A 24,741-nucleotide genomic window follows, 5' to 3' on the forward strand; every position below is an offset into this window, starting at 1 on the left:
GCGGCTCGATCGCCGCCTTCATGTCGTACAACGAGGCGCGGCGGTGGTCGAAGGAACCCGAGAAATTCGGCAAGGGGTCCGAGGAGGGGATCGCGTTCCCTCGTCCTCGGACTGGTACTTGGGTATCCGGTCGAGTCCAACTATCGGCGCTCGCTTGAACTGACAGCCGGAGACCACCGGATATTCTGGGAAACGCCGATCTCGTTCTGGCTGCTGGCGACCGCTGGGGTCTTTGTAGCGGGCTCGGCCATTCGAGACGTGATGCTGGCGCGAAAGGCAACCCGACAGGCCGTGGAGGAACCTTCCGCATGAGCATCGTTTATTCCGTCCGGCCCTGCCGTCCAGAAGCGCGGCCCGCGCCCGAAGAGCAGTTGGCCTGGGCACGGGCCGACCTCGCCGCGAGCAACCGCCCGCTCGACGCCGACGCCGCAGCCCTCGCCGGGTGCCGGCTGATTGACAACATGGCGATCGCCGTCGCTTCCCTCGACCGGTCACCCGTCGCCGCTGCACCGCATCTCGACCTGGAAAGCTTCGGCCCCCGGGCACGCCTCGATGGCGCACTTGCCGATGTGCGCTCGACCGACCGCGCGATGCGGGGCGTGACGGCACCCTCGCCGATCTACGAGGGCGACTACGGCATCCTCGCGGTACTGCTCGGCGGGCAGGAGGCGGAGGTGACCTTGCCGGGGCAGGGCGAGCCTTGCCGCGCCATCCTCGATACCCTGACCAAGGCACATTCCGCCGGATACCACGGTCAAGCGATCATCGACCTGGCACTGAGACTGCACGGGCAACTGGGCGACCTTTACCAGGTGGAAACGATCACGATCCACACCAAGCGCATGACGCATGTGGTCATGGGCTCGGGCTCCGGCGATCCAGATAAGTGGGACCCGCGCGCCTCGAGGGAGACGCTCGACTATTCCGCGCCATTCCAGTTCGCCCGCGCGCTGGTCGACGGGGACTGGCACCACGACCGAAGCTACGATCCTGCGCTCATCTCGGATCCCGCCTTCGTTCGGCTATGGGGCAAGGTGCGGACCGTGGAGGACGAGGAATGGAACCGCAGGTTCGCCGCCGTCCGGCCGATCGACAAGGATCACGGCGGCCGAGCAGTCATCCGTTTCGCGGACGGCCGCGAGCAAGCCGAGGAGCTGGCCGTGGCGAATTCCCATCCGCGTGGCGCCTCTCCCTGGGAGTTCGAGGACTACCATCGCAAATTCAAGACCCTGACCGAGCCCTTCCTGTCGCAAGAGAAAGGCGAGCGGTTCGTCGTTGCGGCCCGCGATCTGGCGAAGCTCTCCACGGCGGAGGTGCGAATCCTCGGCGTCGAGGCGGACCTGCGTCCCCCGGCGGAGGGGGCGAAAGGACTTCTGGACCGGTCGCCCGCATGAACCCCATCAGCCCGCACGAGGTCATGGCCCGGCTCCGCGCGCCGACGGTCGATGAGTGGGCGTTCCTCGACCTTCGCGTGAGAGCAGAGGCGGCGAACGGGCATCCCTTCGGCTCCACCAACGTTCCTTTCGGCCGACTTCACCTTGAGATCGGCCGCCTCGTCCCCCTTCCAGCGACCCCGCTCGTCCTCCTCGACGGTGGCGACGGTGTAGCCCGGCGCGCGGCCGAGCGTCTCGAAGCCCTCGGACGGCGGCACATCTCCATTGTCGCGGGCGGCATCCCGGGCTGGCGTTCCGCGGGCCTGCCGCTGTTTGAAGGGGAACATACCTTTTCCAAGGCGTTCGGTGAGTGGGTGCAGCACCGCTTCGGCGTTCCGGACATTGGACCCGACGATCTGGCGGCCCTGATCGACGGGGATCAGCGGCCCCTTCTCATCGACGGGAGACCCCTTGAGGAGCATCGAAAGTTCACTCTTCCCGGTGCCATCAGCTGTCCGAATGCGGAACTCGGACTGAGGCTCCCTTCCTTCGCCAAGCCGGGCAGGACCATCGTGGTACATTGCGCCGGTCGCACACGCTCGATCATCGGCGCCCAGACGCTGCGCGACTTCGGTCTTCCGAATCCCGTCGTTGCGCTTCGGGACGGCACACAGGGCTGGGAGTTGTCCGGCAGACACCGGGAGTTCGGAGCAGACCGCCTAATTTCTCCGCCCTCGACCGAGGCAGTAGACGCTGCCAAGGAGATGGCGAGAAGGGTGCTGCTGTCAGAACGCGTCCCGGAGGTGGATGCGTCAGAACTTGGCCGGTGGGCGGAAGATGAGAAGCGCACGACCTACCTTTTCGATCCGCGTGAAGAGGCTGAAGAGAAACCCGCCGCTGGCTTCCGCAGTACGCCCGGTACAACGCTCGTCCAGCAGACCGATCGGTTCATAGCGGTCAAGGGAGCCCGGGTGGTTCTTTGGGATCCGGAGCTCGTTCGAGCTGCGTTCGGCGCGCTGTGGCTCCGAAGATTGGGATTCGAGGCCTATGTCCTGACCGAATCGCCGACCCTGCTTCCCGTGCAGGAAGAGAGCAGGTATCCGAAGTCCTTTGACGAAACCTCGGGGGACCCGTCGTCCGAGGCAACTACGCCATTCGCAGGCCGCCATCTTGGGAACCTCGACGATGCGCGCGCCTATCTCGCTTGGGAGACCGGTCTCCTCGGGCGACTTGAGGCGGACGGACTTACCCCTTGGGACAAGATTCACGAGACGTTACGTTGAGCCCCAGAGGCAGGTGGACACGAGCAAAGGGTATGTGGCTCAAGGGGAACCGAAAATGAGCCCATTGTCCGCATGCATATCGGAAGAGCGCGCGAGACGCGGGGACAGTCAACATCGGCCCCGAAGCGGACGTTCGTCGATTCCTCGGCGAAAGTCGGCTTTCAGCCTCTCCCAGACGTTCGCTCCGTTCGCAGCGTGCGTCTGCCCCCCACAACAGGCCCAGGTGGCGTCCGCACTGGAGGGATATCTAACCACCCCTTCCGCCGGCTTGGGGTCTGCCGGCGCGTCTATGCCTCGTAAACGTCGAACGTCGGCGGCCTGAAAGGCGACAGCCAAGCAAACGTGTGCTGCCGAGAGCGTGCGGCCCCGCCCAACGCCTGCCTATGTCGCTGTGGTGGTACTCGCCAGAGTCTTACATCCTTTAAGCATCAGTTGCCTTGTCGGCTGACGAGCTCTTAGGTTTGCCCTCCAGACCCAACTTCCGCGTCCATTCTTCAACGTCCTCCCGGCTCCCGATGGTGTCATCGACCAGTCCCTAGACTATGACCGTTGGCGGAGCATGAATTCCGTTCTGCCGTGCGAAGCGTGAATGGCGCTCGAGAAGGGTAAGCGCTTTCGGTTGAACGAATGCGGCGCGCAGATCGACACCGGAAACCTCGACGACACGATCCAAGATATTGTTCGGCGACAGAGCCAGGTTCGCGCCGCGACAGTGATCGGTCGCCACGAAGGCCTCACGATGGACGAAAACCGAGACCATGACGCGCCACGCCGCCTGCGGCTCGTCCGGCAGAAGCGTCGGTCGCAGGAGGGTAGGGCAGAAGCCGCACCGTCTCAACTCAAGTTGCTCTGACAAGACCGTAGTACGGCTTGAAGGCCTTGCAAATGTCATCTTCTTCGTTCGCGAAGTCGAAGACGAAGGTGCGTGCCTTGCCTGGCGCCGCGCCCGTGGGAAGTTATGCCGCGGCCGTGGGAGGTTAGGTGGTGATCGACGCGAGCGACAGCCGTCGGTTGACGTAGAGTGTCGACAGAGCCACGGCCCTCTGATAATCCGGCGGGCGGGGTCGCGGGTCATCCGCGGCAGGACACGATGATGGCCATGGCTGCAGATCCAGATCTGTTCTCGGACTTCACGCTGATCGGAGTCGACCGGCGCGATGGGTATCGTTCTGGCGTTGAGCCTGATCGTCGTCGGCGCGCGCTGCCGCGCGATTCGCCCCGGTGTCGGCGCCGCGTCGTCGCAGGCCTTCGTGCACCCCGGGCTGCGGGAGCGCGCGCTAGACCTTCTCGAGGCCGGCTTGCCGCTCGAGCGGGTTCTGTGCAAACTAGCGGCAGGCGACAGCCACCGGCCTACCGCCAGATCGCTATCCTGCGCGCCGACGGCGTCAGCGCGGTGGTCTCGGGCGAGGCGGTACTTGACCGGCAGGGGACGCACGCCGTCGAGAGTGTCGCAGCAACCATAAACAACCTGCGAGGCCCCAACGTGCTGTACGCCATCGAGGCCGCCTGTCACGAGTTCGCGGGGGGACTGGCTGGATGATAGGCTGGTCAGCTAGGGACGGATTGGGTGGACGGTCTGTGCGCGCTCTAAGAGGACTACCGGCCGTTGATCCCCTACTATCTGGACCGGGTGGACAACCCGTCGCTGCCGCCTTTGGCCGAATGACTGGAACAGCAGGCGGGAGGGCTTTGGAAGCGGGGGTGGTGTCGGCAAGCGAGGGGCAACCATGAAGGTGCTGTTCACGGGCGCGAGCCACTGGCACCTACCGCTGTTCAGCGCGCCGCTGCGCAGAGTGGAGGGTGCGCGGTTGGTCGCGGTCACCGACCCCGATCCGGCCCGGGCCCGGGAAATCGCGGCGCGCGAGGGCTGCGCCTGGGCAGCCACGCCGGAAGAGGCGATTGCCCAAGACCGGCCGGACCTGGCTTTTGTCCTGGGTCGCCACGCGGATATGGCGGCCGCCGCACACGCGATGATCGACGCAAACATTCCCTTCGTCATCGAAAAGCCCGCCGGGCTGACGCTTGGCGAGGTCGAGGGACTGGCCGACGCGGCGGCGGCGAAGGGGCTTTTCGCCGCGGTGCCCTTCGTCATCCGCAGTTCGGGCTTCATGGCGGCGGTTCGCGAGCTGCTCGTGGACGAGCCCGCGCTCTACGCCGGGTTCCGTTTCAATGCCGGACTGCCACAGCGGTACCGCGACGCGGGCTGCGGCTGGATGTTGTCGAGGGCGTTGTCGGGGGGCGGGGTGTTGACAAATCTAGGCGTCCACTTCCTGGATCTCATGGCGGAAATTTTCCCGGATGCCGCGCCCGAAGCGGCCTCGGCCAACTTCGCCAGCCTTTCGGGCGAGGGCGACATCGAGGATTACGCCGCCGCCACGTTCCATTTCGGGCGGGGGATCGGGCTGGTCGAGACAGGCTATCTATACCCTGCGCCGACCGGAGTGTTCGACCTTCACTTCTCGGTCCGTACCGCGGGACATTACATCGCCGCCACCGGCCCCGGCGTCATCGAGATTACCGATCTGGACGGCCGGCAGGAGCGGCGCGCGGCCACGGTGACCAACATGGAGGAATATCCCGCCTTCGTCGCAGAGGTGGTGCGGCGGGTGCGCGACGGGCTGCCGCCGGTGGCGGGGCTGGCCGACATGGTGCGCGTCATGGGGATGATGAACGCTGCCTATCGGGCGGGCGGGATCGACAGGGGCCAGTGACGCGGAACATGAAGTTTATAGTGGGCACGCGATCACGGTTCACACGGCGCCGGTCGATGCTCTGGGAGAGCGATGAACTTGGCGGGCAAACGAGGCGGCGCCTTAGGGATCGTTCAAGGGGTTCAGGACAATGAAGCCATAGTTGCTTTTGTCGAGCGGCGTTTCCCCGTCCACCGTAGCTACTGGGGCTTGAAACCGGCATTTCGCTGTTCGACCCCACGGAGGTGCGCTAACCGTGCTGGAGACGCCGCACGCCGGGCGTCCGGGTATGGCTTCAACGACCGCCATTGCAATCGGCAGGGCCGGTTCTGGATATCAACGATGGACAGCCTCGAGCGCGACGCGCTGGGGGCGCTGCGATGATTGCGGTCTAGTTCATCAAGTGGACGAAGGAGTCGTTGTCCCCAACTGGCTGCGCTGCCGCCGGACGGCCGTGTCATGTACTTCTCGGGCGAACGGGGCCGGTGGTCTGGCGATACGACCTGGCCCCCGCGACAGGCGAGGCCGCCAACGGACGGGTCTTTGCCGAACGAGACTACCCTCGCGAAGGAACAGCTAACGTCACAGTGCTGTCGCTGGACGTAGGTGTGGCGGCGCTGGTGCAGATCCCATTCGCGTACTGACCGCGTGGCGCCCGGGGCTGAGGCGCAGGGCACTTGTCGACAGAACTGCCTGTCTGCGGTCGCCGCGCCTGCACGTCAGCGCGCTGTCCTGCCAAGCCGAGACCGCTATCAGACACAGTCGGAATCTGCTGCAAGCGGCGCCAGTAGTCCTGTTTTCTCCTAATCCTCGATGTGCCGAGCGGCGCCCGAATGCCGCGTGCACAGACGATGCGAAAGATGACGAGCGATCTTTTGTGTCGACAGAAGGAAATTGCCCATGTTAATCAAGGACAGATCAGTCGGCAGGATCGCGCGCGCGGGTAGGCTCGCGGAGCCATCCGTCGGCCGCCCAGATTTATAACTGCCCGGACGGCGGGCGCTGCAGGATGGGAGACCACAGATGAGTGCGACTTTCTCGGGGACACTCGAATATCTTCGTGCGCCGCTTTTGAGAAACATCACGTCGGGGAGCCGTGTGCTGGTCCTGTCCGACACTGCGCACGACCCCCGCGTCTGGCAGGCGGTGATGACCATTCTAGCCGATATCGGCGCTGAGGCTACGGTCGCGCTGTTCGAGCGGCGGCCGGCGGACTACTACAATCCGCCAGAGGCCGTGTGCGAGGCGATGATGAAGTCGGACTTCAACATCCTCCTCGCCTCGACCGGGATGCTGCATTCGCCGGCGAACTTCCGGGCGATGGAGGCGCGGATTCCCGCGATCTGCATGGACGGCGGCATGACGCTGGAGATGTTCCAATCGGGGGCGGTTACCGACGACATGAAGATGATTGCACTGCGCAAGCACTATGTCGCCAAGAATGTTTTTGGCGCGAACGCGCAGGAATGCCGCGTCACCTCGCGCCACGGCACGGATTTCACTTATTCCGTGAAGGACCGGATCACACAACCGCCGCTGCCTGGGGACGATTTCGATTCCTTCAAGATCGTGGATTTTGCCCAGGACGAGAACCGACCCGGAAACAACCTGTATTACTACCTGTTTCCCACCGGAGAATTCAATGTGGCGCCGGTCGAGTATTCCGCCAACGGCAAGCTGGTGATCGATCTGACGATGCACCACATCGGCCGGGTATATTCGCCAATCGAGCTGACGGTGAAGGATGGGCGCGTGATATCGATCGACGGAGATGCCGACGCGCGCATTCTTCGCGACTACCTCACCGCCTATGGCGACGACAACGCCTACATGTGTCCGGCCGAAGCCTCGGTGGGCGTCAACGCGAAGGCCGTGGTGCGCGGCATCCAGCGCGAGGACAAGAATATCATGGGCACCATGCATTTCGGGCTGGGCACGAACGTGGACGTCGGCGGCTCGATCAAGTCGAACATCCACATGGACGGGGTCATCTTGCACCCGACGCTTTATGTTGACGGGACGAAGCGGATCGAGGACGGCAACTTCCTGGTGCCAATTGAAAGCGACTGATGCCTGTCAAACTGAACCATCGCGATAGCGGGACCGCCGGTGCGCCGGTGGTGCTTCTGCATCCCGTCGGGTTGGACCTGACGTCGTGGGACGAGGTCGTGTCGGTGCTAGCGCAGAGCCACCGCGTGATCGCCGCCGATCTGCGCGGGCACGGGCAGTCTCCGCGCACACCGCGCAGCACCGACATCTTCGACTATGCCGCGGACGTGGCCGCCTTGATCGAGGATTTGGGGCTTGCTCCCTGCACCGTGGTTGGGGTGTCCTTCGGCGGCATGATAAGCTTGGCGCTGGCAATCTCGCGGCCCGACCTGCTGCGCTCGGCCGTGGTGTCGGCCTGTCCCAACACCATCCCCGAGGCCGCGCGCCCGTTGCTCGCTGCGCGCGGTGAGGCGGCCGAGGCGGAAGGCATGGACGCGGTGTTGGACGAGAGCCTCGAGCGTTGGTTCTCGCCAGGCTTCATGGGCGCGCCACAGGTTTTACGAGTGCGCGAAAGGCTATTGGCCGACGATCCCGAGGACTGGAATGCCGGGTGGCAGACGATCTCTCGCCTGAACCTCGGGCCGCGGCTGGGCGAGGTTGCGGTGCCGGTCCACTGCATCCACGCCGAGGAAGACAAGGGCGCCTCGATCGACGCACTGAGGTCGACGGCGGAAGGGGTGCCGGTTGGCACGCTTGAGATCATCGCGGGCGCGTCGCATATGGTGCATATAGAGTGCGCGGCCGAGTTCGCCGCGCTGCTGAAGGCGCATCTGGCCGAGCAAGCGGTCTAACGTCGTGCCGCGACCTGCCGCAGAAACGGGACAAGCGCCGCCGCGAAGGCCTCCGGCGCCTGCTGCGGCATGAAATGACCTCCCGGTTCAATCACTTCGACCCGCGCATCGCGAGACATGGCCCGAAGCTTCGAGAGATGCCAGTCGGGGAGGACCGCATCCTGACCGCCGGGCGCGAGGAGGAGGGGGCACTTCAGTGCGCGGATCGCCCCCGTCACGTCGGCGCCGCAGATGCCATGCGCCAGGTCGGCGTATACGTCGGCGCCCATGGCGTGCAGCCCGTCGCGGAAGCTGGCCACCGCTTCGGGGAGGTCGAGCCCGGCGAAACCGCGCGATATCACTTCGTCCTCGATCGCGGCAATGCCGCCCTCGAGGGCCCGCTCGGCCCGTCCGGTCAACGCGGCGCTGGCGGCGGCATCGACCTGCAGCATAGGGTTCGCCATCACGAGGCCAAGGGCGCGCGGGCCGAGGCGGGCGGCCGCCTCGGCCGCGATCAGCGACCCGACGGCACAGCCCGCCAGCACCACCGGCCCCTCCGCGCCGATCTGCGTCATCAAGAGGTCGACGTGATCGCCGAGCGTGGGCGGAGCCGGATGGCGCGGTACTCCGCCGATGCCGTATTGCGCGGGCGCGAGTATGTCACCGCGATAGTCGAGGCATGCGCGCATCGGCGCCCACATATCCGGATCGGCCCCTAGCGCATGAACAAGACAAAGGCGCGGCAGACGGTTTTCGGTCATCACGGTTCCCCGGGGTTGGCTGATCCACCGTGCAGGTTGCGAGTGGACGCAAGGAGGTTTTAATGAAAGCTGTACGCAATTCGATTTCTGCACCTAGGAACGATATGTTCAAAAGCTTGCTTGTTTCATGGAATGACAGTGCTGATAAAATGACCCCGGCGGTGTCCAAGCAGTGCGCCGCCGGTGTGGTGGAAAATGCCCTCAATCGGGGCGAGCCGAGGCCGTCGCTTGTAGCGCAGATCGCCGTCGATGTCGGAGCGGACATCATCGAGGGCGACTATGCCCCCGGCGCCGACCTGAACTCGGTCGACCTGTCACAGCGCTACACCACCAGCCGTACTCCGGTGCGCGAGGCGCTGCTGCTTCTGGAGAAGGAGGGGCTGGTCACCATTCCGCCCCGGCGCCGGCCGCGGGTCGTGCAGTTCGACGTCCACGACGTGCGGGAGATCTATCGCACCCGCTGCGCGTTGCTGGAGTTCATCGCCTCGGATGTCGCTAGGAAGGCCACGGACGAGGACATCGCGCGGCTCGAGGCCATTGCCTGCCAAATGGCGACGTTCCACGAGCGGGGCGACAACAGCGCTTATCTGTGGTCTAATGTCGGCTTTCATGACCTCAACACCGACCTCTCGGGCAACCGAACGGTGAAGCGGATCATCGACTCGCTTCTCCTGCGCACGCTTCCGCTGCGCCGGCTCAGCCTGTCGACGCCCGAGGCGATCCGGCTGTCGCTGGAGGACCATCAGCTGTTGGTGCGAGCCTACAAGAGCCGCGATTCCAACCTTGCGGCGGCGATCCTGCGGTCCAACCACATGCGATCGCTGGCGCGGATCGAGATGCGCCTGGCGCAGTATGCGGTCGGCGAGGCGTCGCTGATGGCGGCGGCGCAGGTGCCTTGAGTTCATGGGGCCCCCAGGAGTCTCGCCGCCACAGTGTGGTTAGTTTTTGGTCGGTCAACAAGGCTTTTGCAAGAATAAGTCGACACTGACGGCCAGTCCGTTAACCTGACCGCGCCAGCACAGGAGCCATCATGGCCGACCGACCCGCACACGGATTCCTTCTCGTCCTCGGTACCCCGTCACCCACGGACGAAGAGGAGTTCAACGCCTGGTACGACGCCGAGCATTTGGCAGAGCGGATGGCCGTGAAAGGCTTCCTTTCGGGGCAGCGCTATGTCGCGATTGAGGGCTATCCGAAATATTTGGCGCATTACGACACCGAAACGCCCGAGGTGCTCGACAGCCCCGAATACATGAAGGTGTCGGGCGCGAACTTCAGCCCGTGGACGGTGCGCGTAACCACGTCGACGAAGGTTGACCGGTCGGCCGGGCGCCAGATCTGGCCCGGCGAGGCGGTGCTGCCGAGGGCGCCGCGCCTGCGGCTGGTGCGCTTTGACCTTGCGGGGCAGAGAGAGGAGACGCTGATCGCTAGGGTGCAGGAGATTTCGGGCGATCCGGCGGCTGGCACGCGCGCGGCCATGGTTCTGGAGCAGCCCGACCCGTTGCGACACTACGTCCTGTTCGCGGCGTCCTTTCTTGAGCCCGAGTACCTATTCCTGCCGCGCTTCGGCGACCTGGCCGGTGCGGTGGTGCAGCACAACACTTATGCCGACTACATGCTGCGCTGAGGCGCGGTTTACCGTGCATCAGCTGCCCGTGGCCTGAGAGCGAGATCCAGTCTCGCGCTCAGACGCGACGACGCGGAGGTTTGTGGTCGCCGGTCGCGTTCACCTGCATGACCTCGCTCGAGGGACTGACGCGCGTTTACCGCAACCTACGTTGCGCGAGCGCTGGCTGGCCATCCTGCTACTGAGGGTGCTCGAGGCAGCGCGGCGCTCCACCGTTAAGCCCGTGAGCTTCGAGGTCGCGGTGGTCGTCCTATACTCTCTACGACCGCTACGCGCAGGCCATCCTGAACCATGCCGGTGTTGCCTGGCAGAACGCTCTGAAGGTGATCGTGCTGGGCTGCAACGGCATCTTCCGCATTCCCTTCGCGGCCGGGTTTGGCCCGTCGGCGAGGCACTCGTCTAGCCACGTCTCGGTCAACGTTCGGGGCGGTAGCCACTATGCGCTGATGACCGGCGACGCGATCCACCAGCCGCTGAAGCCGAGCTTTGCCGAGCTTGGCATTCGCTTGCGGCGGGCCGGAAGCGGCAGACACCCGGCAGCGCATCTGCGAGCGGCTAGCCGACGCGACCACGGCGCTGCTGACAGCGCCTTTCATCGACCCGACGGATGCATCGTCTGGCGTAACGGCGCAGCCTCCGAATTCCGCTTCACAGAGTGTGGGTGAGGGCAGTCTCTCCACCGATAAAGATGCGGTAATTGTCGACTTTGCAGCGCATCTTCTCTTTGGCACGGTCTGCCAACGCCGTTGCGGGACGCTGTCGGCCGTAAAGAAGTCTTCTGGTGACCTTGCCGCGACTTGTGTGGAGTTTCCAGACTGCGCTAGCATTCCTGACGACGATAAGTCGCGTTTTATGCCCCGCCTCCGCCGTTCCGCTCCACGGTGGAAAAGCAGTGGACTATCCTCGACCTCGGCGATAAGTCTGGTTACAAGTGTCGACATATGACGCGGGAGCAGGGAGGATCCGTTCGCATGCACGCAAAGTCGAAAGTGACCGGCTTTCCGACCTTAGTGTCGCGTGACAGCGGGGCGGTAGCCCAAGGGCCTCGTCCACACCCTGCCGGGCGTATCGGATCTGGCCGCCTCGGCCGAGATTGTCGAGAAGACGGGTTTCGGCTCGGGCAACATCGCGCAGGTGCGGGCCTGGCTCGAATCCAACGGCCGCAGTCAGGTGATCCGGACCAGGTTCGAGGAGCATGTCTGCGTGATGCAGTGCGCGGCGACGCTGGCGCGGGACGGCATCCAGGTCTTCCGGGCGGCCCACGCGTCGCCTCCCGGCGACCCTTGGACCGCAAAATCGCTCTGGCGCGGCTGCGGACCGGCGGTATGGGCATCGTAGCGTCCGAGACGGCCGTCTTCGAATGGCTTGGCGGAGCCGGTGCAACCGCGTTCCGCGATCTAAATCGCCTGATTCGCTGACCGCTGTCAGCGGGCAAGGCTCGACCGGCCAGCCGGCGGCATGTGTCAACCGGCCTGCCCGGGGAAATATGAGGGAAATACTATGAACGATGCCATTGCCGATACCGAAGTCACGCCCGATGCGGCTGCCGCACGGGCGACAGAAAAGGCGCTGAACGGGATCCGCATCCTAGATCTGACCCAATTCGAGGCGGGCCCGTCCTGCACCCAAATGCTCGGTTGGCTGGGCGCCGAAATCATTAAGATTGAATCTCCCGGCACCGGTGAACAGGGCCGCCGCGCATCCACCGAGAACGACGAGGTTGATTCCGTCTACTTCATGCTGCTGAACGCCAATAAGAAGAGCGTTACATGCAACCTGAAGAGCGAAACGGGCAAGACCTATATCCGCAAGCTGATCGAGAAGTGCGACGTCTTCATCGAGAACTTCGGCCCGGGCGTCATCGAACGTCTCGGCTTTTCCTACGAGGAGGTCAGCAAGATCAATCCGCGCATCATCTATGCGCAAATCAAGGGCTTCGATCAGTCCGGTCCCTATGCCAAGCTTCTCGCCTTCGACAACATAGCCCAGGCCGCCGGCGGCAGCCTGTCGGTGACGGGCGACGCCGACGGGCGCCCGCTGACGCCAGGCGTCAACGTCGGCGACACCGGCAGCGGCCTGCACTGCTCTGTCGGCATCCTGTCCGCGATCATCCAGCGGCAGCGCACCGGGCGCGGACAGCGCATCGAGATCATCATGCAGGAGGCGGTGATCAATTTCGGCCGCATCCTCTATGCCGCCCAAGCGCACTTCGGAACTGCTGTCCCGCGTCGAGGCAACGCGCATATCATGGCGGCCAGCGCACCCTGCGAGGTCTATCCCTGCAAGGGCGGAGGACCGAACGACTACATCCTCGTCTACACGAGCCGTGCGACCAACCGGCAGTGGGAAAGCCTGCTGAAGCTGATGGGCCGGGAAGATCTGAAGGACGAGCCGAAATATACCTCGCCCGCGCTGCGCTATCAGAACAGCGTGGAGATCGACAAGATCGTCGCCGCATGGTGCGTGACCCGCGACAAGTACACCTGCATGCGCGAGCTGGGTGAGGCCGGCGTGCCCTCGGGCGCAGTCATCGACACGATGGAGATGTACCAAGATCCGCAGCTGCGCAAACAGGGCGCCTTCGTCACGGTGGATCACCCGGTGCGTGGCGAGTTCACGCTGCCGGGATGCCCGGTGCGCATGTCGGATTCCCCGATCGAAACTTCCGCGCCGCCGCTTTTAGGCGCCGATAACGAAGAAATCTACGGCGGGCTTCTCGGCGTCAGCGAAGAGGATATCGCCGCGGCCCTCGCCGACAAGTCCATCTGACGCACACCGCCCTTCAGTCGAGGGGCGGTGCCTCAAACCAAAAGAGCCCACAAATGGGCAATTGTCGACTTTTGGAAGCCGTCGGGGCGTCACTCAACCCACGCGACACCCCGGCGGGATTTCCTACCCTCGGGCTTAGAGGGAGCTGTATCGATGAATTCTTAATGAAAACAGTGCCAAGGGGGATCCTTCATGGCCTGTTACTGCCAACTGTGCGTTACATCAGGGATCAATTTAGTGTCGACATTTTGGACGGTATGCCTCAGGATGTGTCCAATGTGGCAGTCCAACAGGACCGCCGCGCAAAAGGGGAGGAAAATCATGCTAAGAGAGATCAGAGGCGCGATCCTTGCCGCCGGGCTGGCAACCGCGGCGCTTGCGGGCGCGGCCCCGGCACTGGCCCAGGACGGGCCGCGGTATGGCGGCAACTTCATCGCCGCGATCGCCGGCGAGCCGGGCGGGCTGAACCCCGTCCTTTGGCAGGGGGCAGAACCACAGATTTCCACGTCGGGGCTGTTCGATCCGCTCATCATGCTCGACATGGACGGCAATCCCGAAGGCGTGCTCGCCGAAAGCTGGAGCCTTTCGGACGACCGACGCACCATCACCTTTACCTTGCACGACGGCGTGAAGTGGCATGACGGCGAGGACCTGACCTCGGACGACGTGTTGTGGACATTCATGGGCTCGCGCGACGGCTACATGCCGCATTCGCGCTATCGCTCGACGCTCGACGGGCTGGTCGAAAGCTATGCCGCGCCCGATCCGTTGACGTTCGAGATAACGCTGAAGCAGCCCTACGCGCCGTTCCTCAAGGTCTTCGCGGCGTCGAACTATGCTATGCGGATCGTGCCCAAACACGTCTATGACGGCACCGATATCCAGAACAACGACGCCAATTGGGCGCCAATCGGCAGCGGGCCGTTCAAGTTCAAGCAGTGGGTGCGCGGCAGCCATATCGAGCTGGAGCGCAACGAGGATTACTTCGTCCCCGACCTGCCGCGGATCGACAACCTGATAATTCGGGTGATCCCGGATGAAACCGCGCGGCTGCTTGCACTGCAGCAGGGCGAAGTTGACTACCTTTACTATTACGCGGTCGCCTTCAGCGCGATCCCGACGCTGCAGAGCGACGATAGCATAGTCGTCACCAATGAGGGCGCGGGGCTGCAGGGCCAAGTCGAGATGCTGACCTTCAACCTAGACCGCGCGCCGTTCAACAATCTGAAGGTGCGCCAGGCCTTCGCCTATTTGCTGGACCGCGAGAAGATCAACGAGCTTGTGTTCTTCGGCCTCGCCCGCCCCGCCCTGTCGAACATTGGCGAGACGACGCCGTTCTCGTCCGAAAACGTGCAGGTCAACTACGACATGGGGTCCCACGAGGCCAACGTGGCCGAGGCTGACCGGCTGCTGACCGAGGCAGGCTTCCCGCGCGAAGGCGACGCCGAGCGGTTTTCAGTCAACCTGCTGCACATGTCGGGCCGTCCCTATGCTGGCAAGGTGGGCGAAGTCTTCGCGCAGAGCCTGAAGGAAGTCGGCGTGAACCTGACAACCACGCCTCTCGACCGGCCGACCTTCATCGAGATGACCCACGCCAAGTGGGACTTCGACCTGTCGGAGCAGCAGTTCACCTCGGGCGCGCACCCCTATGTTGGCATCGTCCGCTATCTACGCAGTGACCTGCACATCGCCGGAACCTACCCGTCGAACCACATGGGTTACAACAACCCCGAGATTGACTCGCTCTTCGAGGCGTCGACCACGGCGGCCAGCGACGCGGAAGAGGCGAAGATCTGGGCCGATGCGCAGAAGATCCTCTCGGAAGACCTGCCGCTTCTGCCGGTGGTCGAGATGCCTTATACCAATGTCTACCGCGCCGAGTGGCACGACGTCTTCTCGTCCATCGACGGCGTCTTCGACATTGGCCGAACGGTCTGGACCGAGAACGGCAGCGAAAGCCGCTGACGTCCGCCGGCGGATTGGATCCGCAACGAAACCACACCCCGCCGGTCAACGGCGGGGCGACCCCCGAAGTGATCCGACCGGAAAGACAACCCCTCGATGAGCGGCAGCTTTGTCTCGCGCCTCAGCTACATCCTGCGCCGGCTGGCGCAAGTAGCGCCCATGATTCTGGCAGTGGTCACCATCAATTTCCTGCTCATCAACCTAGCGCCCGGCGATCCGGCGACGCTGATGGCGGGCGACTTCGCCGATCTAGAGACGATCGAGCGCCTGCGAGAGGAGTTCGGGCTGAACGAACCCCTTCACGTGCAGTTCTCCAGCTATGTCTGGAAAGTGCTGAACTTCGACCTTGGCTATTCGTACCAATTCCGCGCGCCGGTGCTCGACATCGTTCTGGCGCGGCTGCCGAACACGTTGATCCTTCTGTTCTTCTCATTCATTCTGTCGATGATCCTCGGGATCCTGCTGGCCGCCGTGTCGGCGCGCCGTCCGAACCGCGCCTTCGACAACACCGCCTCGAGCATCGCGATGCTAGGCTACTGCCTGCCGATGTTCTGGCTGGGGATGATGCTGATCCTGATCTTCTCTTCGACTCTACGCTGGTTCCCCACGGGAGGAATGTATTCCCTGCGCGCGCCGTCCGAGGGATGGCCCCGAATGCTCGACATCGGCCGCCACCTGGTGCTGCCCGCACTGGCCTATGCCGCATATTTTCTGGCGATGGCCTATCGCCTGACGCGGGCCAAGCTGATCGAAATCCTGCGCGAGGACTATATCCGCACAGCTCGGATGAAGGGTCTGAGCGACTGGAGTGTGATCTTCCGGCACGCCCTGCGCAACGCGCTGGTGCCGGTGATTGCGGTCATGGGGCTGGACTTCGGCGTGATGATCGGCGGCGCCGTGGTGGTTGAAACGGTGTTCTCGTGGCCCGGCGTCGGCCGACTGATGTACGAAAGCATCCTGTCGCGGGACTATCCGCTTCTCCTTGGCATTTTCGTGATCGTGTCGTTCGGGATCATCCTGGTGAACCTGATCGCGGACCTGATCTGCGCCATGATTGACCCGAGGATCGCCTATGGCTAGTGGTACGGCCTCTGGCCTCTCCAGGTCACGGCGGCGCACTCGAATGCCGATCTTCTTGCGCGCCTATAGCGAGAATCCGTCGGCCGTGGCTGGCGCCGTGCTGGTGTTCGCGCTGGTGGCGGCGTCGATCCTGGCGCCGCTGCTGACCGAGTTCGCCCCGAAAGAGTTGGGCGGCGCACCGCTGCAGCCGCCGGGCGCCGGGCACCTGATGGGCACCGACGACTTAGGCCGTGACCTCTGGGCGCAGTTCCTCTACGGCGGGCGCGCCTCGGTCATCGTAGGCCTTGTCGCCGCCGCGATCTCCACCGTAATTGGCGTCAGCCTCGGCGCGATCTCGGGATATTTTGGCGGCTGGGTGGACGACGTCGTTCAGCGCATGACCGAGATGTTCTCGATCGTGCCGCGGTATTTCTTTGCGATCGTCACGGTGGCAATCTTGGGCGCATCACTGATCAACGTAATCTGCGTCATCGGGTTGCTCAGTTGGCCGCCGATGACCAAGCTTGTCCGGGCCGAGTTCGCCACTCTCCGCTCGCGGTCCTTCGTCGACGCGGCGAAGATGGGGGGCGAGGGGCCGATGTTCATTATCTTCAACGAAATCCTGCCGAACGCCCTCCCGCCGATCGTGGTGCAGACCATCCTGACAATCTCGGCCGCCGTGTTGATGGAAGCGACGCTTAGCTTCCTTGGGCTGGGCGACCCGAACCTTATCAGCTGGGGCCTGATGCTGAACAAGGCGCAGCAGTTCCTGACGCTCGCACCCTGGATGGCGATCTTCCCGGGGCTCGCCATCTCGCTGTTCATCCTGGGCCTGAACCTGATGGGCGACGGGTTTAACCAGGCGCTGAACCCGCGGCTGCGGCTTGAGGCCCGTAAATGACGAGACCGGAGCGGCTTCTGACAGTCGAAGAGATGTGCCTGCACATCGACACCTACCGCGGCACTGTGCGCGCAGTAGACGGCGTCACCTTCCACGTCGATCAGGGTGAATCGGTGGGCATCGTCGGCGAGTCGGGCAGCGGCAAGAGCATGACCGCGCTCAGCCTCATGCGTTTTACACCTCTCGCCGGCCGATTCACCGCCGGCAGCGCAATGTTCCAGGGCCGCGACCTGCTGAAGCTGTCCGAGCGCGAGATGCGGAAGATCCGGGGCAAAGACATCTCAATGGTGTTCCAGGATCCGATGACCTTCCTCAACCCACTGATCCGGATCGGCGACCAGATCGGCGAAGTGCTGGTCGAGCACGAGGGCTTGTCACGCCGCGCCGCCTTCAACCGCGCAGTTGAGGTGCTGCGCCAGGTCCGCATCCCGTCGCCCGAGGACGTGGCCGCGCAGTATCCGCACCAGCTTTCGGGCGGCATGCGCCAGCGGGCGCTGATCGCCATGGCGATCATCGGAGCGCCGTCGCTGCTGATCGCGGACGAACCTACGACCGCGCTTGACGTCACCGTGCAGGCCCAGATCATCGAGCTTCTGCGCGGCGTGAAGGAGAAACACGGCCTCTCGCTGCTGATGATCACCCACGATCTAGGCATCGTCGCTCATGTCTGCGACCGGGTCTACGTCGTCTACGCCGGTCGGATCATGGAAGAGGCGGGCGTGTTCGAGGTCTTCGAGACGCCACGCCATCCCTATACAACGGCTCTGCTGAGCTCGATCACCTACGACGAGGAATCGGGAGACGGCATCGGCTACATCGAGGGCACCGTACCGTCGCTCATCGACCCGCCCGAGGGTTGTCGCTTCCACACCCGCTGTCCCGCGGCCATGCCCGTCTGCCGCCGCCTGCAGCCGCCGCGCACTCGCGTGAGCGAGACGCAATCGGTCTATTGCTGGCTATACGAGGAGGCGCAGGATGAGTGACCTTCTGCGCCTCGATGCGGTCGAGCGTCACTTCGACCTTGGCGGCGGGCTGGCCGAATTGTTCGGCCAGCGCCGGATACTGCACGCGGTCGATGGGGTCAGCCTGTCGATCGGCCCGGGCGAAACCTTCGGGATCGCCGGGGAGTCCGGCTGCGGAAAGTCGACACTCGCGCGGCTGATCTGCCGCCTTGACCGGCCGACCGGCGGAAGCATCACCTTCGACGGGCAAGACCTCGGCAAGCTGAACCGGAACGAGGTGCGCGCGCTCTATCGCGAGATCCAGATGGTGTTCCAGGATCCGATGGCCTCGCTCAACCCGCGCAAGACGGTCGGGCGCATCATTTCGCGGCCGCTCCGGCGGCAGCTGGGCCTCACCGGAACCCCGCTGCGCAACAGGGTTCTTGCGGCGGTGTCCGAGGTCGATCTTAACCCGGCCGAGGACTACATCCAGCGCTATCCGCACGAGCTGTCGGGCGGCGAGAAGCAGCGCGTCGTCATTGCCCGCGCCGTCGCGCTCCGCCCGAAACTGGTGGTGGCGGACGAACCTGTCACCTCTCTGGACATGTCTGTGCGGGGCAAGGTGCTGGCACTCATGTCGGACCTTCAGGCGCGTCACGGCCTCAGCTACCTCTTCATCACCCACGACCTGCGCGTGCTGCGCATCATGTCGTCGCGCGCGGCGATCATGTACCTAGGTCAGGTGATGGAGACCGGACCGACCGCCGAGCTTTTCGCGCGACGCTACCATCCCTACACGAAGGCGCTGTTCTCGGCCGAGATGGTGCCCGACCCCCGCGCTGTCCGCCGCACCCGCGGCCGACTGATCGAGGGCGAGGTGGCCTCGGCCCTGAACCCCAAGGATGCCTGCCGGTTCCGCGAACGCTGCCCCTGGCGCCGGCCACGCTGCGACGCCGAAACGCCGAAGATTGACGCGGCCGCACCCGGCCACGGCGTCGCCTGCCACTTCTGGCGGGAGATCGCCGCCGGGACAGCCAACAGCACGATCAAGGAGACGACATGACCATGATTACGGGAAATGACCTGGTGGGCAAGGCCTTGGCAAGCCAAGGTGCAGACACGATCTTCTTCATCATGGGCGGACCGATGAACGACGCCCTGAACGCGAGCGCCGCAGCGGGGCTGCGCTTGATCGACGTGCGCCACGAGCAGGCCGGCGCGATGATGGCCCATGCCTTTGCCCGTGTGCGCAATCGCCCCGGCGTCTGTGCCGGCGCCTCCGGTCCCGGCACCATCAACCTTGTCACGGGCCTTGCCAACGCACTAATCGACTGCGCGCCGGTCGTGGCGCTTGGCGGGGCAACTCCTATCCGCCAATGGGGCACGGGTGCCTTCCAGGAAATCGACCAGCTTGCCATCATGCGTCCGGTGACGAAGTGGGCCGAACGTGTCCATGACGCCGCCCGCATCCCCGAACTGATCGACCGCGCCTTCCACATAGCCACCTCGGGCAAGCCGGGTCCGGTCTACCTCGACCTTCCTGGAGACGTGCTCTACAGTGAGATCGAGGCCAAAACGGTTCGCTGGCCGGTGGCGCCGGACCTCCGCCCGCGCCCACGGCCGAAGGCAGCACCCGACGAGGTCGAAGCAATTGTCGACGCGCTCGGGAAGGCGTCGCGCCCGATCCTGCTAACCGGCAGTGGCATCATCTGGTCGGACGCTCATGCCGAGCTGCAGGCTTTTACCGAGAAGGCGGGCATCCCGTTCTATACCACGCCACAGGGTCGCGGCGTGATCCCCGAGGATCACGCCCTGTGCTATCCGCTGGCCCGGTCCACGGCGTTTAAGGAGACCGACCTGGTCCTCGTGGTGGGCACGCGGCTGAACTACGTATTCTCGCATGTTCGCCCGCCGCGCTTTCCCGCCGACGCTCCAGTGATCCGCGTCGACATCGACCCGGCCGAGATCGCCGGATCGGAGAACGTCGACATTGGTGTCGTGGGCGACGCCAAGGCCGTACTTGCGCAGCTGACGGATGCGATTCCCGGCGTCGGTTACGGCGCGTGGCGGTCGCGTCTGGCGCAGCGCAATGCCGAGAAGGTCGAGGGGCATGAGGCGAAGCTCGCGGATCCGGCTATGCCGATCCATCCGCTGCGCCTGTGCCGCGAGCTGCGCGACGTGATCGGGCGGGACGCCATCCTCTGTGTCGACGGGCAGGAGATCCTGAACTACGGGCGCATGTCGATCCCATCCTACCGTCCGGGTCACCGGCTGAACTCGGGGCCGTTCGGAACCATGGGAGTGGGCCTGCCCTTCGGCGTCGGGGCCAAGGCAGCCCGGCCCGACGCCGAAGTCGTGGTGCTCCATGGCGACGGCTCATTCGGACTGAACGCGATGGAGCTAGATACGGCCGTGCGCCACAAGCTGCCGCTTCTCGTGGTGATCAGTCTGAACGGCGGCTGGACCGCCGATCCGGAAAAGGTGAAACCGGGCCGCGACCTGGGGTACACCCGGTTCGACAAGATGGCCGAAGCGCTCGGGTGCTATTCCGATTATGTCGACGACCCGAACGAGATCCGCCCTGCGCTGGAACGCGCCCTTGAACGGGTGCGCGCCGGCCAGGTCGCGGTGGTCAACGTGGTCACGGACTGGAAGGCACGCTCGGTCACCACGAGCTTCACGGCCTTCAGCACTTGACGGGGCGCTGAATCGCGCAAGCCCTGCCTTCTGTCGGCAAAAGAAACATTGTCTCACGCGGCGTGCCCGCCCGCTTCTGGATATTTTAAGTGAAAACGGTGACTTGGGTTCGCGCTACCCGATGCACATCAATCGTTGCCGACGTTGACTGCCCCTAATGTCGACACTACAGTCGCTTAACTGACTGGATAAAGCGGCACCGGGTCCCCCTTCGCGCCGCGGCGCCCGGTCTGCCAGCACGGAGCCATGCACTCAGCACAACGAGACATGCAGAATGAACGACGAAGACGACATCGGAGAGGGCAGGGGCACGATGCGGCATACGGGGCTTTGGGCCGGTGGCATGCTGATCGTGGTGGGGATCTTTGCGCTGGTCGTCGCCTCGGGCTACACGTTCGGAACACCTCGCCGGATGGGCGCGGGGTTCTTCCCCGTCGTCCTGGCCGTGCTGCTCGTGCTTCTGGGCGGCGCGCTGACCGTGACCGCGCGACATGAACTCATGCCGATCCTGCTGCGCCTGAGGCCGGTCGTCGCGATCCTGGGCTCGATCCTGACCTTCGCGCTCCTGATCCGACCGGTGGGGCTGCTCCCGACGATCATAATCGCGGTGATCCTAGCGGCGCTGGCCGAAAAGGGCCGTCGCCTATGGTCGGTGCTAGCCCTCGGGGCCGGCGTCGCGCTGGTCGTGGCGGGTATCTTCGTGTTCGGCCTGAACGTGCCGCTGCCGCTGTTCTGGTGGTAGCGATGGAATTCTTTCTTAACCTTTACGAAGGATTTCAGGCCGCGCTTGGGCCGCAGCTGCTGTTCTACTGCGCCGTCGGTGTGACCGCGGGCACCGCCGTGGGCGTGCTGCCAGGGATCGGGCCGCTGGTGGCGATTTCGGTCCTGTTCCCGATCACGTTCCACGTCCCACCCGACGCCGCGGTGATCCTGCTGGCGGGCATCTATTTCGGGGCCCAGTACGGCGGATCGACCGCGTCGATCCTGCTGAATCTGCCGGGCACCGCCTCGAACGCGGTCACCTGCATCGACGGTTATCCGATGGCCCGGGACGGACGTGCCGGCAAGGCGCTGTTCATGACTACAATAGCCTCGTTCTTCGGCGGGACGGTGTCGCTGATCGCGCTGATGATCTTCACGCCGCTGATCGTCGGCATCGCGCTGAAATTCGGCTCGCCCGAGTATTTCGCTCTGATGGTGCTGGGCCTGATCGCCGCAGCCACCCTGGCCTCGTCCTCGCCGCTGCGTGGAATCGTGATGGTGGTGCTTGGCGTGCTGCTCAGCCTCGTCGGGACCGACGTTAACACCGGCGCCTACCGCTTCACCTTCGGCATGTCGAGCCTCGCCGACGGGCTGGGCCTCGTGCCGCTCGCCATGGGCCTCTTCGGCGTGGCGGAGGTAATCGAGAGGCTCGTGTCGGGCCGCGTCGCCGGCAAGCCCGAAACGGTCGGCTTGAAGTCCATGCTGTTAACGCGCGACGAGACCCGGCGCACCTTCATGCCTATGGTGCGCGGCTCTCTGTGCGGGATCTTCAGCGGTATACTGCCGGGCGCCGGCCCGTCGCTGGGCGCCTTCCTGGCCTACGGCCTGGAAAAGCGCGTCTCGCCCAATTCGGCGAACTTTGGCAAGGGCGCGATCGAGGGCATCGCCGCGCCCGAGGCCGCGAACAACGCGAGCGTGCAAGCCGCCTTCATCCCTACGTTGTCGCTCGGCATTCCAGGCGATGCGATCATGGCGCTAATCCTCGGCGCGCTGGTGGTCCACGGCATCCAGCCAGGCCCCAACGTGATCCCCCAGAACCCCGAGTTGTTCTGGAGCCTTGTCGCAAGCTTCTGGATCGCCAACATCCTACTGTTGGTGCTGAACTTCCCGCTGATCGGGCTGTGGGTCAAGATGCTGACGATCCCGTATTCAATCTTGTACCCGGCGGTCATCATGTTCATCTGCGCCGGCGTGTTCAGCCTGAGGCTCAGCGGGTTCGACGTGCTGATCGTGCTTTTGTTCGGCGCCGTAGGATACTTTTTCAACCTGGTCCGCCTGCCGACCGCCCCGCTGCTGCTGGGTTTCATCCTAGGCACGCCGCTCGAACAGCATCTGCGCCGGGCCATGATCATCTCGCGCGGCGACGCCTGGGTTTTCCTGGAGCGGCCGATCTCGGCAGTGCTTCTGGCGCTGTCGGCGCTGCTGATCCTGGGCGCGATGGCGGCCGCGCTGATCCGGCTGCGGCGAGGCGGCGGCATGTCGCGCCGCGACCGAGTTCGGGAAAACTGACATTCGATTCTAAGAGACGACATCAAGAAGGAGGAAACTATGATCACTCGAAGAATACTTCTGGCAGCCACCTGTCTGGCCCTAGCTGGGCCGGCAATGGCGCAATCCGCCTGGCCCGACCGCCCGGTGACCATCGTCGTTCCGTTCTCACCCGGCGGAGCCACGGACATCACCGCGCGCCTCGTCGCCGACACCATGTCCGACCGCTTTGGTCAGCCTTTCGTGGTCGAGAACCGCACAGGCGCGGCGGGCAACATCGGGGTTGAGGCCGTAGTTAACGCCGAACCGGACGGCTACACCTTCCTGTTCGCGACCCAGGGCACGATGACGGTCAACCCGCACATCTACGATCTCCCCTATGATCCGCTGACCGACCTGACGCCAGTCAGCCAGACCTTTTCGGTCGACCACTTTGTGGCCGTGCTGCCGTCGCTCGGCGTCAGTGACCTGGCCGGGTTCATCGCGATGGCGAAAGAGAAGCCGGGAGAACTGAGCTATGGTTCGGCGGGAGTCGGGTCGTTCTTGCACCTAACCACAGTGATGCTCGAGGAAGGTGCCGGCATCGAGTTGAACCACGTTCCCTACGACGGCTCGGCGGCGGCGCGGACCGACCTCCTGGCGGGTAACATCGACATGGTGATGGATAGCGTGCCGTCGGCACTCGGGCAGATTGAAAGCGGCAGCGTCCTCGCGCTCGCGATCACCGGCGGCACCCGCAACAGCGCAGTGCCGGACGTGCCTACGATGGCGGAGGCCGGCGTCGACGGTTACGCGATCTCGTCCTGGGGCGGCCTGATGGCCCCTAAGGGCACCGACCCGGAGATCGTCGAGACACTGAGCAACGCAGTGCAGGAGGCCTACGCAACCGACGCGATCCAGGCCGCTTTTGCCGAACTCGGCCTCGGCGCGGCCTCGTCCAGCCCCGACGGCTTCGCCGAACTGGTGCAGAGCGACTACACCACCTTGGGCAAGGTCATCGAGTCCGCCGGGATTGAACGCAACTGAAGACGGCGCCGGCCCGCATCACGGGCCGGCGCCTCAAGGCCCGCTCAGCTTGGCGAGGCGCCTTCGCATCAGCGCCGGCGGCTGGGTTCCCGCGATGATCGCGTCCTGGATCCTCGGGAGAGCGTTGCGAGCAGCGCGATGACGCGTCCAGGTCTTGTCAAAGAAACCCGGCGTCCGAAGCGGTGCCACCCTCCGCGGTGCCTGCGCATAGTCGGACATGATCGTATGCGTTGTTGAGGAGAGACTGGATGCATTTTAGTAGACGGCACTTTGCAACCAGTTTGGCTTCTGTGGGGCTGCTTGGCTGCTCGACGCCGAGTTCTCTCAGCAGTTCCGGGGCGATTTCCCTCAACCCGTGAAACTGGGCGAACGTCTCGTAGCATGGCGCGAAAGCGACTTGACCGCATGGCTGGAAAGCCGCGAAACGCGGGACGTCTAGATTTGGACGGTAATGGGACGGCCCGGAACCTGCTACAACGGCCTTATCATTTGTGGACGGCTCCGGTTTTGCAAGGTTTTTCTCGAGCGACTTGGATCGAAGCAGGTAGCGGTCATTTGTCCGGCCTGTGTGCGCGGCGTG

General features: G+C 64.4%; 23 protein-coding genes and 1 pseudogene. 22 read left to right on the forward strand and 2 right to left on the reverse strand.

What is annotated here, in order from left to right; genetic code table 11:
* The first annotated feature begins 20 nt into the window (after window positions 1–20).
* From C8D95_RS23015 to C8D95_RS21215, 8 genes and pseudogenes are all read left to right on the forward strand, one after another.
* On the forward strand, window positions 21–158 hold the full coding sequence (locus C8D95_RS23015; protein ID WP_428842855.1) for a hypothetical protein: 138 nt from the start codon (window positions 21–23) through the stop codon (window positions 156–158).
* Between the two features lie 150 nt (window positions 159–308).
* Window positions 309–1,394: an MmgE/PrpD family protein gene (locus C8D95_RS21185; protein ID WP_109761198.1), complete on the forward strand. Its 1,086-nt coding sequence runs from the start codon at window positions 309–311 to the stop codon at window positions 1,392–1,394.
* Entirely contained in the window at window positions 1,391–2,656 is a 1,266-nt protein-coding gene (locus tag C8D95_RS21190) for a rhodanese-like domain-containing protein (protein WP_109761199.1), read from the forward strand. The genes C8D95_RS21185 and C8D95_RS21190 overlap by 4 nt, the downstream gene beginning before the upstream one ends.
* Before the next feature lie 589 nt (window positions 2,657–3,245).
* Entirely contained in the window at window positions 3,246–3,509 is a 264-nt protein-coding gene (locus tag C8D95_RS21195) for a hypothetical protein (protein ID WP_109761200.1), read from the forward strand.
* A gap of 304 nt (window positions 3,510–3,813) precedes the next feature.
* Window positions 3,814–4,196 (forward strand): annotated as a pseudogene (locus C8D95_RS23020) (DUF1028 domain-containing protein).
* 187 nt (window positions 4,197–4,383) lie between these two features.
* On the forward strand, window positions 4,384–5,367 hold the full coding sequence (locus tag C8D95_RS21205; protein WP_109761202.1) for a Gfo/Idh/MocA family protein: 984 nt from the start codon (window positions 4,384–4,386) through the stop codon (window positions 5,365–5,367).
* Window positions 5,368–6,369: 1,002 nt separating this feature from the next.
* Window positions 6,370–7,416, forward strand: a complete 1,047-nt coding sequence (locus tag C8D95_RS21210; protein ID WP_109761203.1) for an aminopeptidase — start codon at window positions 6,370–6,372, stop codon at window positions 7,414–7,416.
* Window positions 7,416–8,186: an alpha/beta fold hydrolase gene (locus C8D95_RS21215; protein WP_109761204.1), complete on the forward strand. Its 771-nt coding sequence runs from the start codon at window positions 7,416–7,418 to the stop codon at window positions 8,184–8,186. The genes C8D95_RS21210 and C8D95_RS21215 overlap by 1 nt, the downstream gene beginning before the upstream one ends.
* On the opposite strand, the gene C8D95_RS21220 is transcribed toward C8D95_RS21215, so the two are convergent.
* Window positions 8,183–8,926 (reverse strand): alpha/beta fold hydrolase, encoded by a 744-nt coding sequence (locus C8D95_RS21220; RefSeq protein WP_109761205.1) that lies wholly within the window; start codon window positions 8,924–8,926, stop codon window positions 8,183–8,185. The genes C8D95_RS21215 and C8D95_RS21220 overlap by 4 nt on opposite strands.
* Before the next feature lie 62 nt (window positions 8,927–8,988).
* Between C8D95_RS21220 and C8D95_RS21225 the strand changes: the two genes are divergently transcribed.
* The 14 genes from C8D95_RS21225 (at window position 8,989) to C8D95_RS21285 (ending at window position 24,161) form a co-directional block, all read left to right on the forward strand.
* A complete protein-coding gene (locus tag C8D95_RS21225) occupies window positions 8,989–9,825 on the forward strand; it encodes a GntR family transcriptional regulator (protein WP_109761206.1) in 837 nt (278 codons plus the stop codon).
* Between the two features lie 131 nt (window positions 9,826–9,956).
* Window positions 9,957–10,553 carry a DUF4286 family protein gene (locus C8D95_RS21230; protein WP_109761207.1) on the forward strand — a complete coding sequence of 199 codons (597 nt, stop codon included), beginning with the start codon at window positions 9,957–9,959 and terminating at the stop codon, window positions 10,551–10,553.
* Window positions 10,554–10,876: 323 nt separating this feature from the next.
* Window positions 10,877–11,218 carry a hypothetical protein gene (locus tag C8D95_RS21855; RefSeq protein WP_126918587.1) on the forward strand — a complete coding sequence of 114 codons (342 nt, stop codon included), beginning with the start codon at window positions 10,877–10,879 and terminating at the stop codon, window positions 11,216–11,218.
* A 505-nt stretch (window positions 11,219–11,723) separates the two neighbouring features.
* Window positions 11,724–11,891, forward strand: coding sequence for a hypothetical protein (locus tag C8D95_RS22210; RefSeq protein WP_170121503.1), 168 nt, complete (start codon window positions 11,724–11,726; stop codon window positions 11,889–11,891).
* Window positions 11,892–12,053: 162 nt separating this feature from the next.
* On the forward strand, window positions 12,054–13,322 hold the full coding sequence (locus C8D95_RS21240) for a CaiB/BaiF CoA transferase family protein (protein WP_164721711.1): 1,269 nt from the start codon (window positions 12,054–12,056) through the stop codon (window positions 13,320–13,322).
* A 321-nt stretch (window positions 13,323–13,643) separates the two neighbouring features.
* The gene (locus C8D95_RS21245; RefSeq protein WP_164721710.1) at window positions 13,644–15,287 is read left to right on the forward strand and encodes an ABC transporter substrate-binding protein; all 1,644 of its coding nucleotides are present in this window, start codon (window positions 13,644–13,646) and stop codon (window positions 15,285–15,287) included.
* Window positions 15,288–15,383: 96 nt separating this feature from the next.
* Window positions 15,384–16,367 (forward strand): ABC transporter permease, encoded by a 984-nt coding sequence (locus C8D95_RS21250; RefSeq protein ID WP_109761211.1) that lies wholly within the window; start codon window positions 15,384–15,386, stop codon window positions 16,365–16,367.
* A gap of 43 nt (window positions 16,368–16,410) precedes the next feature.
* Complete coding sequence (locus C8D95_RS21255) at window positions 16,411–17,247, forward strand: ABC transporter permease (protein WP_109761212.1); 837 nt, start codon at window positions 16,411–16,413, stop codon at window positions 17,245–17,247.
* Entirely contained in the window at window positions 17,244–18,230 is a 987-nt protein-coding gene (locus C8D95_RS21260) for an ABC transporter ATP-binding protein (RefSeq protein WP_109761213.1), read from the forward strand. The genes C8D95_RS21255 and C8D95_RS21260 overlap by 4 nt, the downstream gene beginning before the upstream one ends.
* The gene (locus C8D95_RS21265; protein WP_109761214.1) at window positions 18,223–19,251 is read left to right on the forward strand and encodes an ABC transporter ATP-binding protein; all 1,029 of its coding nucleotides are present in this window, start codon (window positions 18,223–18,225) and stop codon (window positions 19,249–19,251) included. The genes C8D95_RS21260 and C8D95_RS21265 overlap by 8 nt, the downstream gene beginning before the upstream one ends.
* Window positions 19,248–20,885, forward strand: coding sequence for a thiamine pyrophosphate-binding protein (locus C8D95_RS21270; protein WP_109761215.1), 1,638 nt, complete (start codon window positions 19,248–19,250; stop codon window positions 20,883–20,885). Before C8D95_RS21265 ends, C8D95_RS21270 begins: the two co-directional genes overlap by 4 nt.
* Before the next feature lie 274 nt (window positions 20,886–21,159).
* On the forward strand, window positions 21,160–21,627 hold the full coding sequence (locus C8D95_RS21275) for a tripartite tricarboxylate transporter TctB family protein (RefSeq protein ID WP_109761216.1): 468 nt from the start codon (window positions 21,160–21,162) through the stop codon (window positions 21,625–21,627).
* Window positions 21,628–21,629: 2 nt separating this feature from the next.
* Complete coding sequence (locus C8D95_RS21280; protein WP_109761217.1) at window positions 21,630–23,156, forward strand: tripartite tricarboxylate transporter permease; 1,527 nt, start codon at window positions 21,630–21,632, stop codon at window positions 23,154–23,156.
* 39 nt (window positions 23,157–23,195) lie between these two features.
* Window positions 23,196–24,161 carry a Bug family tripartite tricarboxylate transporter substrate binding protein gene (locus C8D95_RS21285; protein ID WP_109761218.1) on the forward strand — a complete coding sequence of 322 codons (966 nt, stop codon included), beginning with the start codon at window positions 23,196–23,198 and terminating at the stop codon, window positions 24,159–24,161.
* Between the two features lie 157 nt (window positions 24,162–24,318).
* Here C8D95_RS21285 and C8D95_RS23025 read toward each other — a convergent pair.
* Window positions 24,319–24,741 (reverse strand): hypothetical protein (locus C8D95_RS23025; RefSeq protein WP_428842854.1); only part of this gene is annotated, 423 nt, incomplete at its 5' end.

The sequence above is a fragment of the Silicimonas algicola genome, from assembly GCF_003148765.1.
Taxonomy (GTDB): Bacteria; Pseudomonadota; Alphaproteobacteria; order Rhodobacterales; family Rhodobacteraceae; genus Silicimonas; species Silicimonas algicola.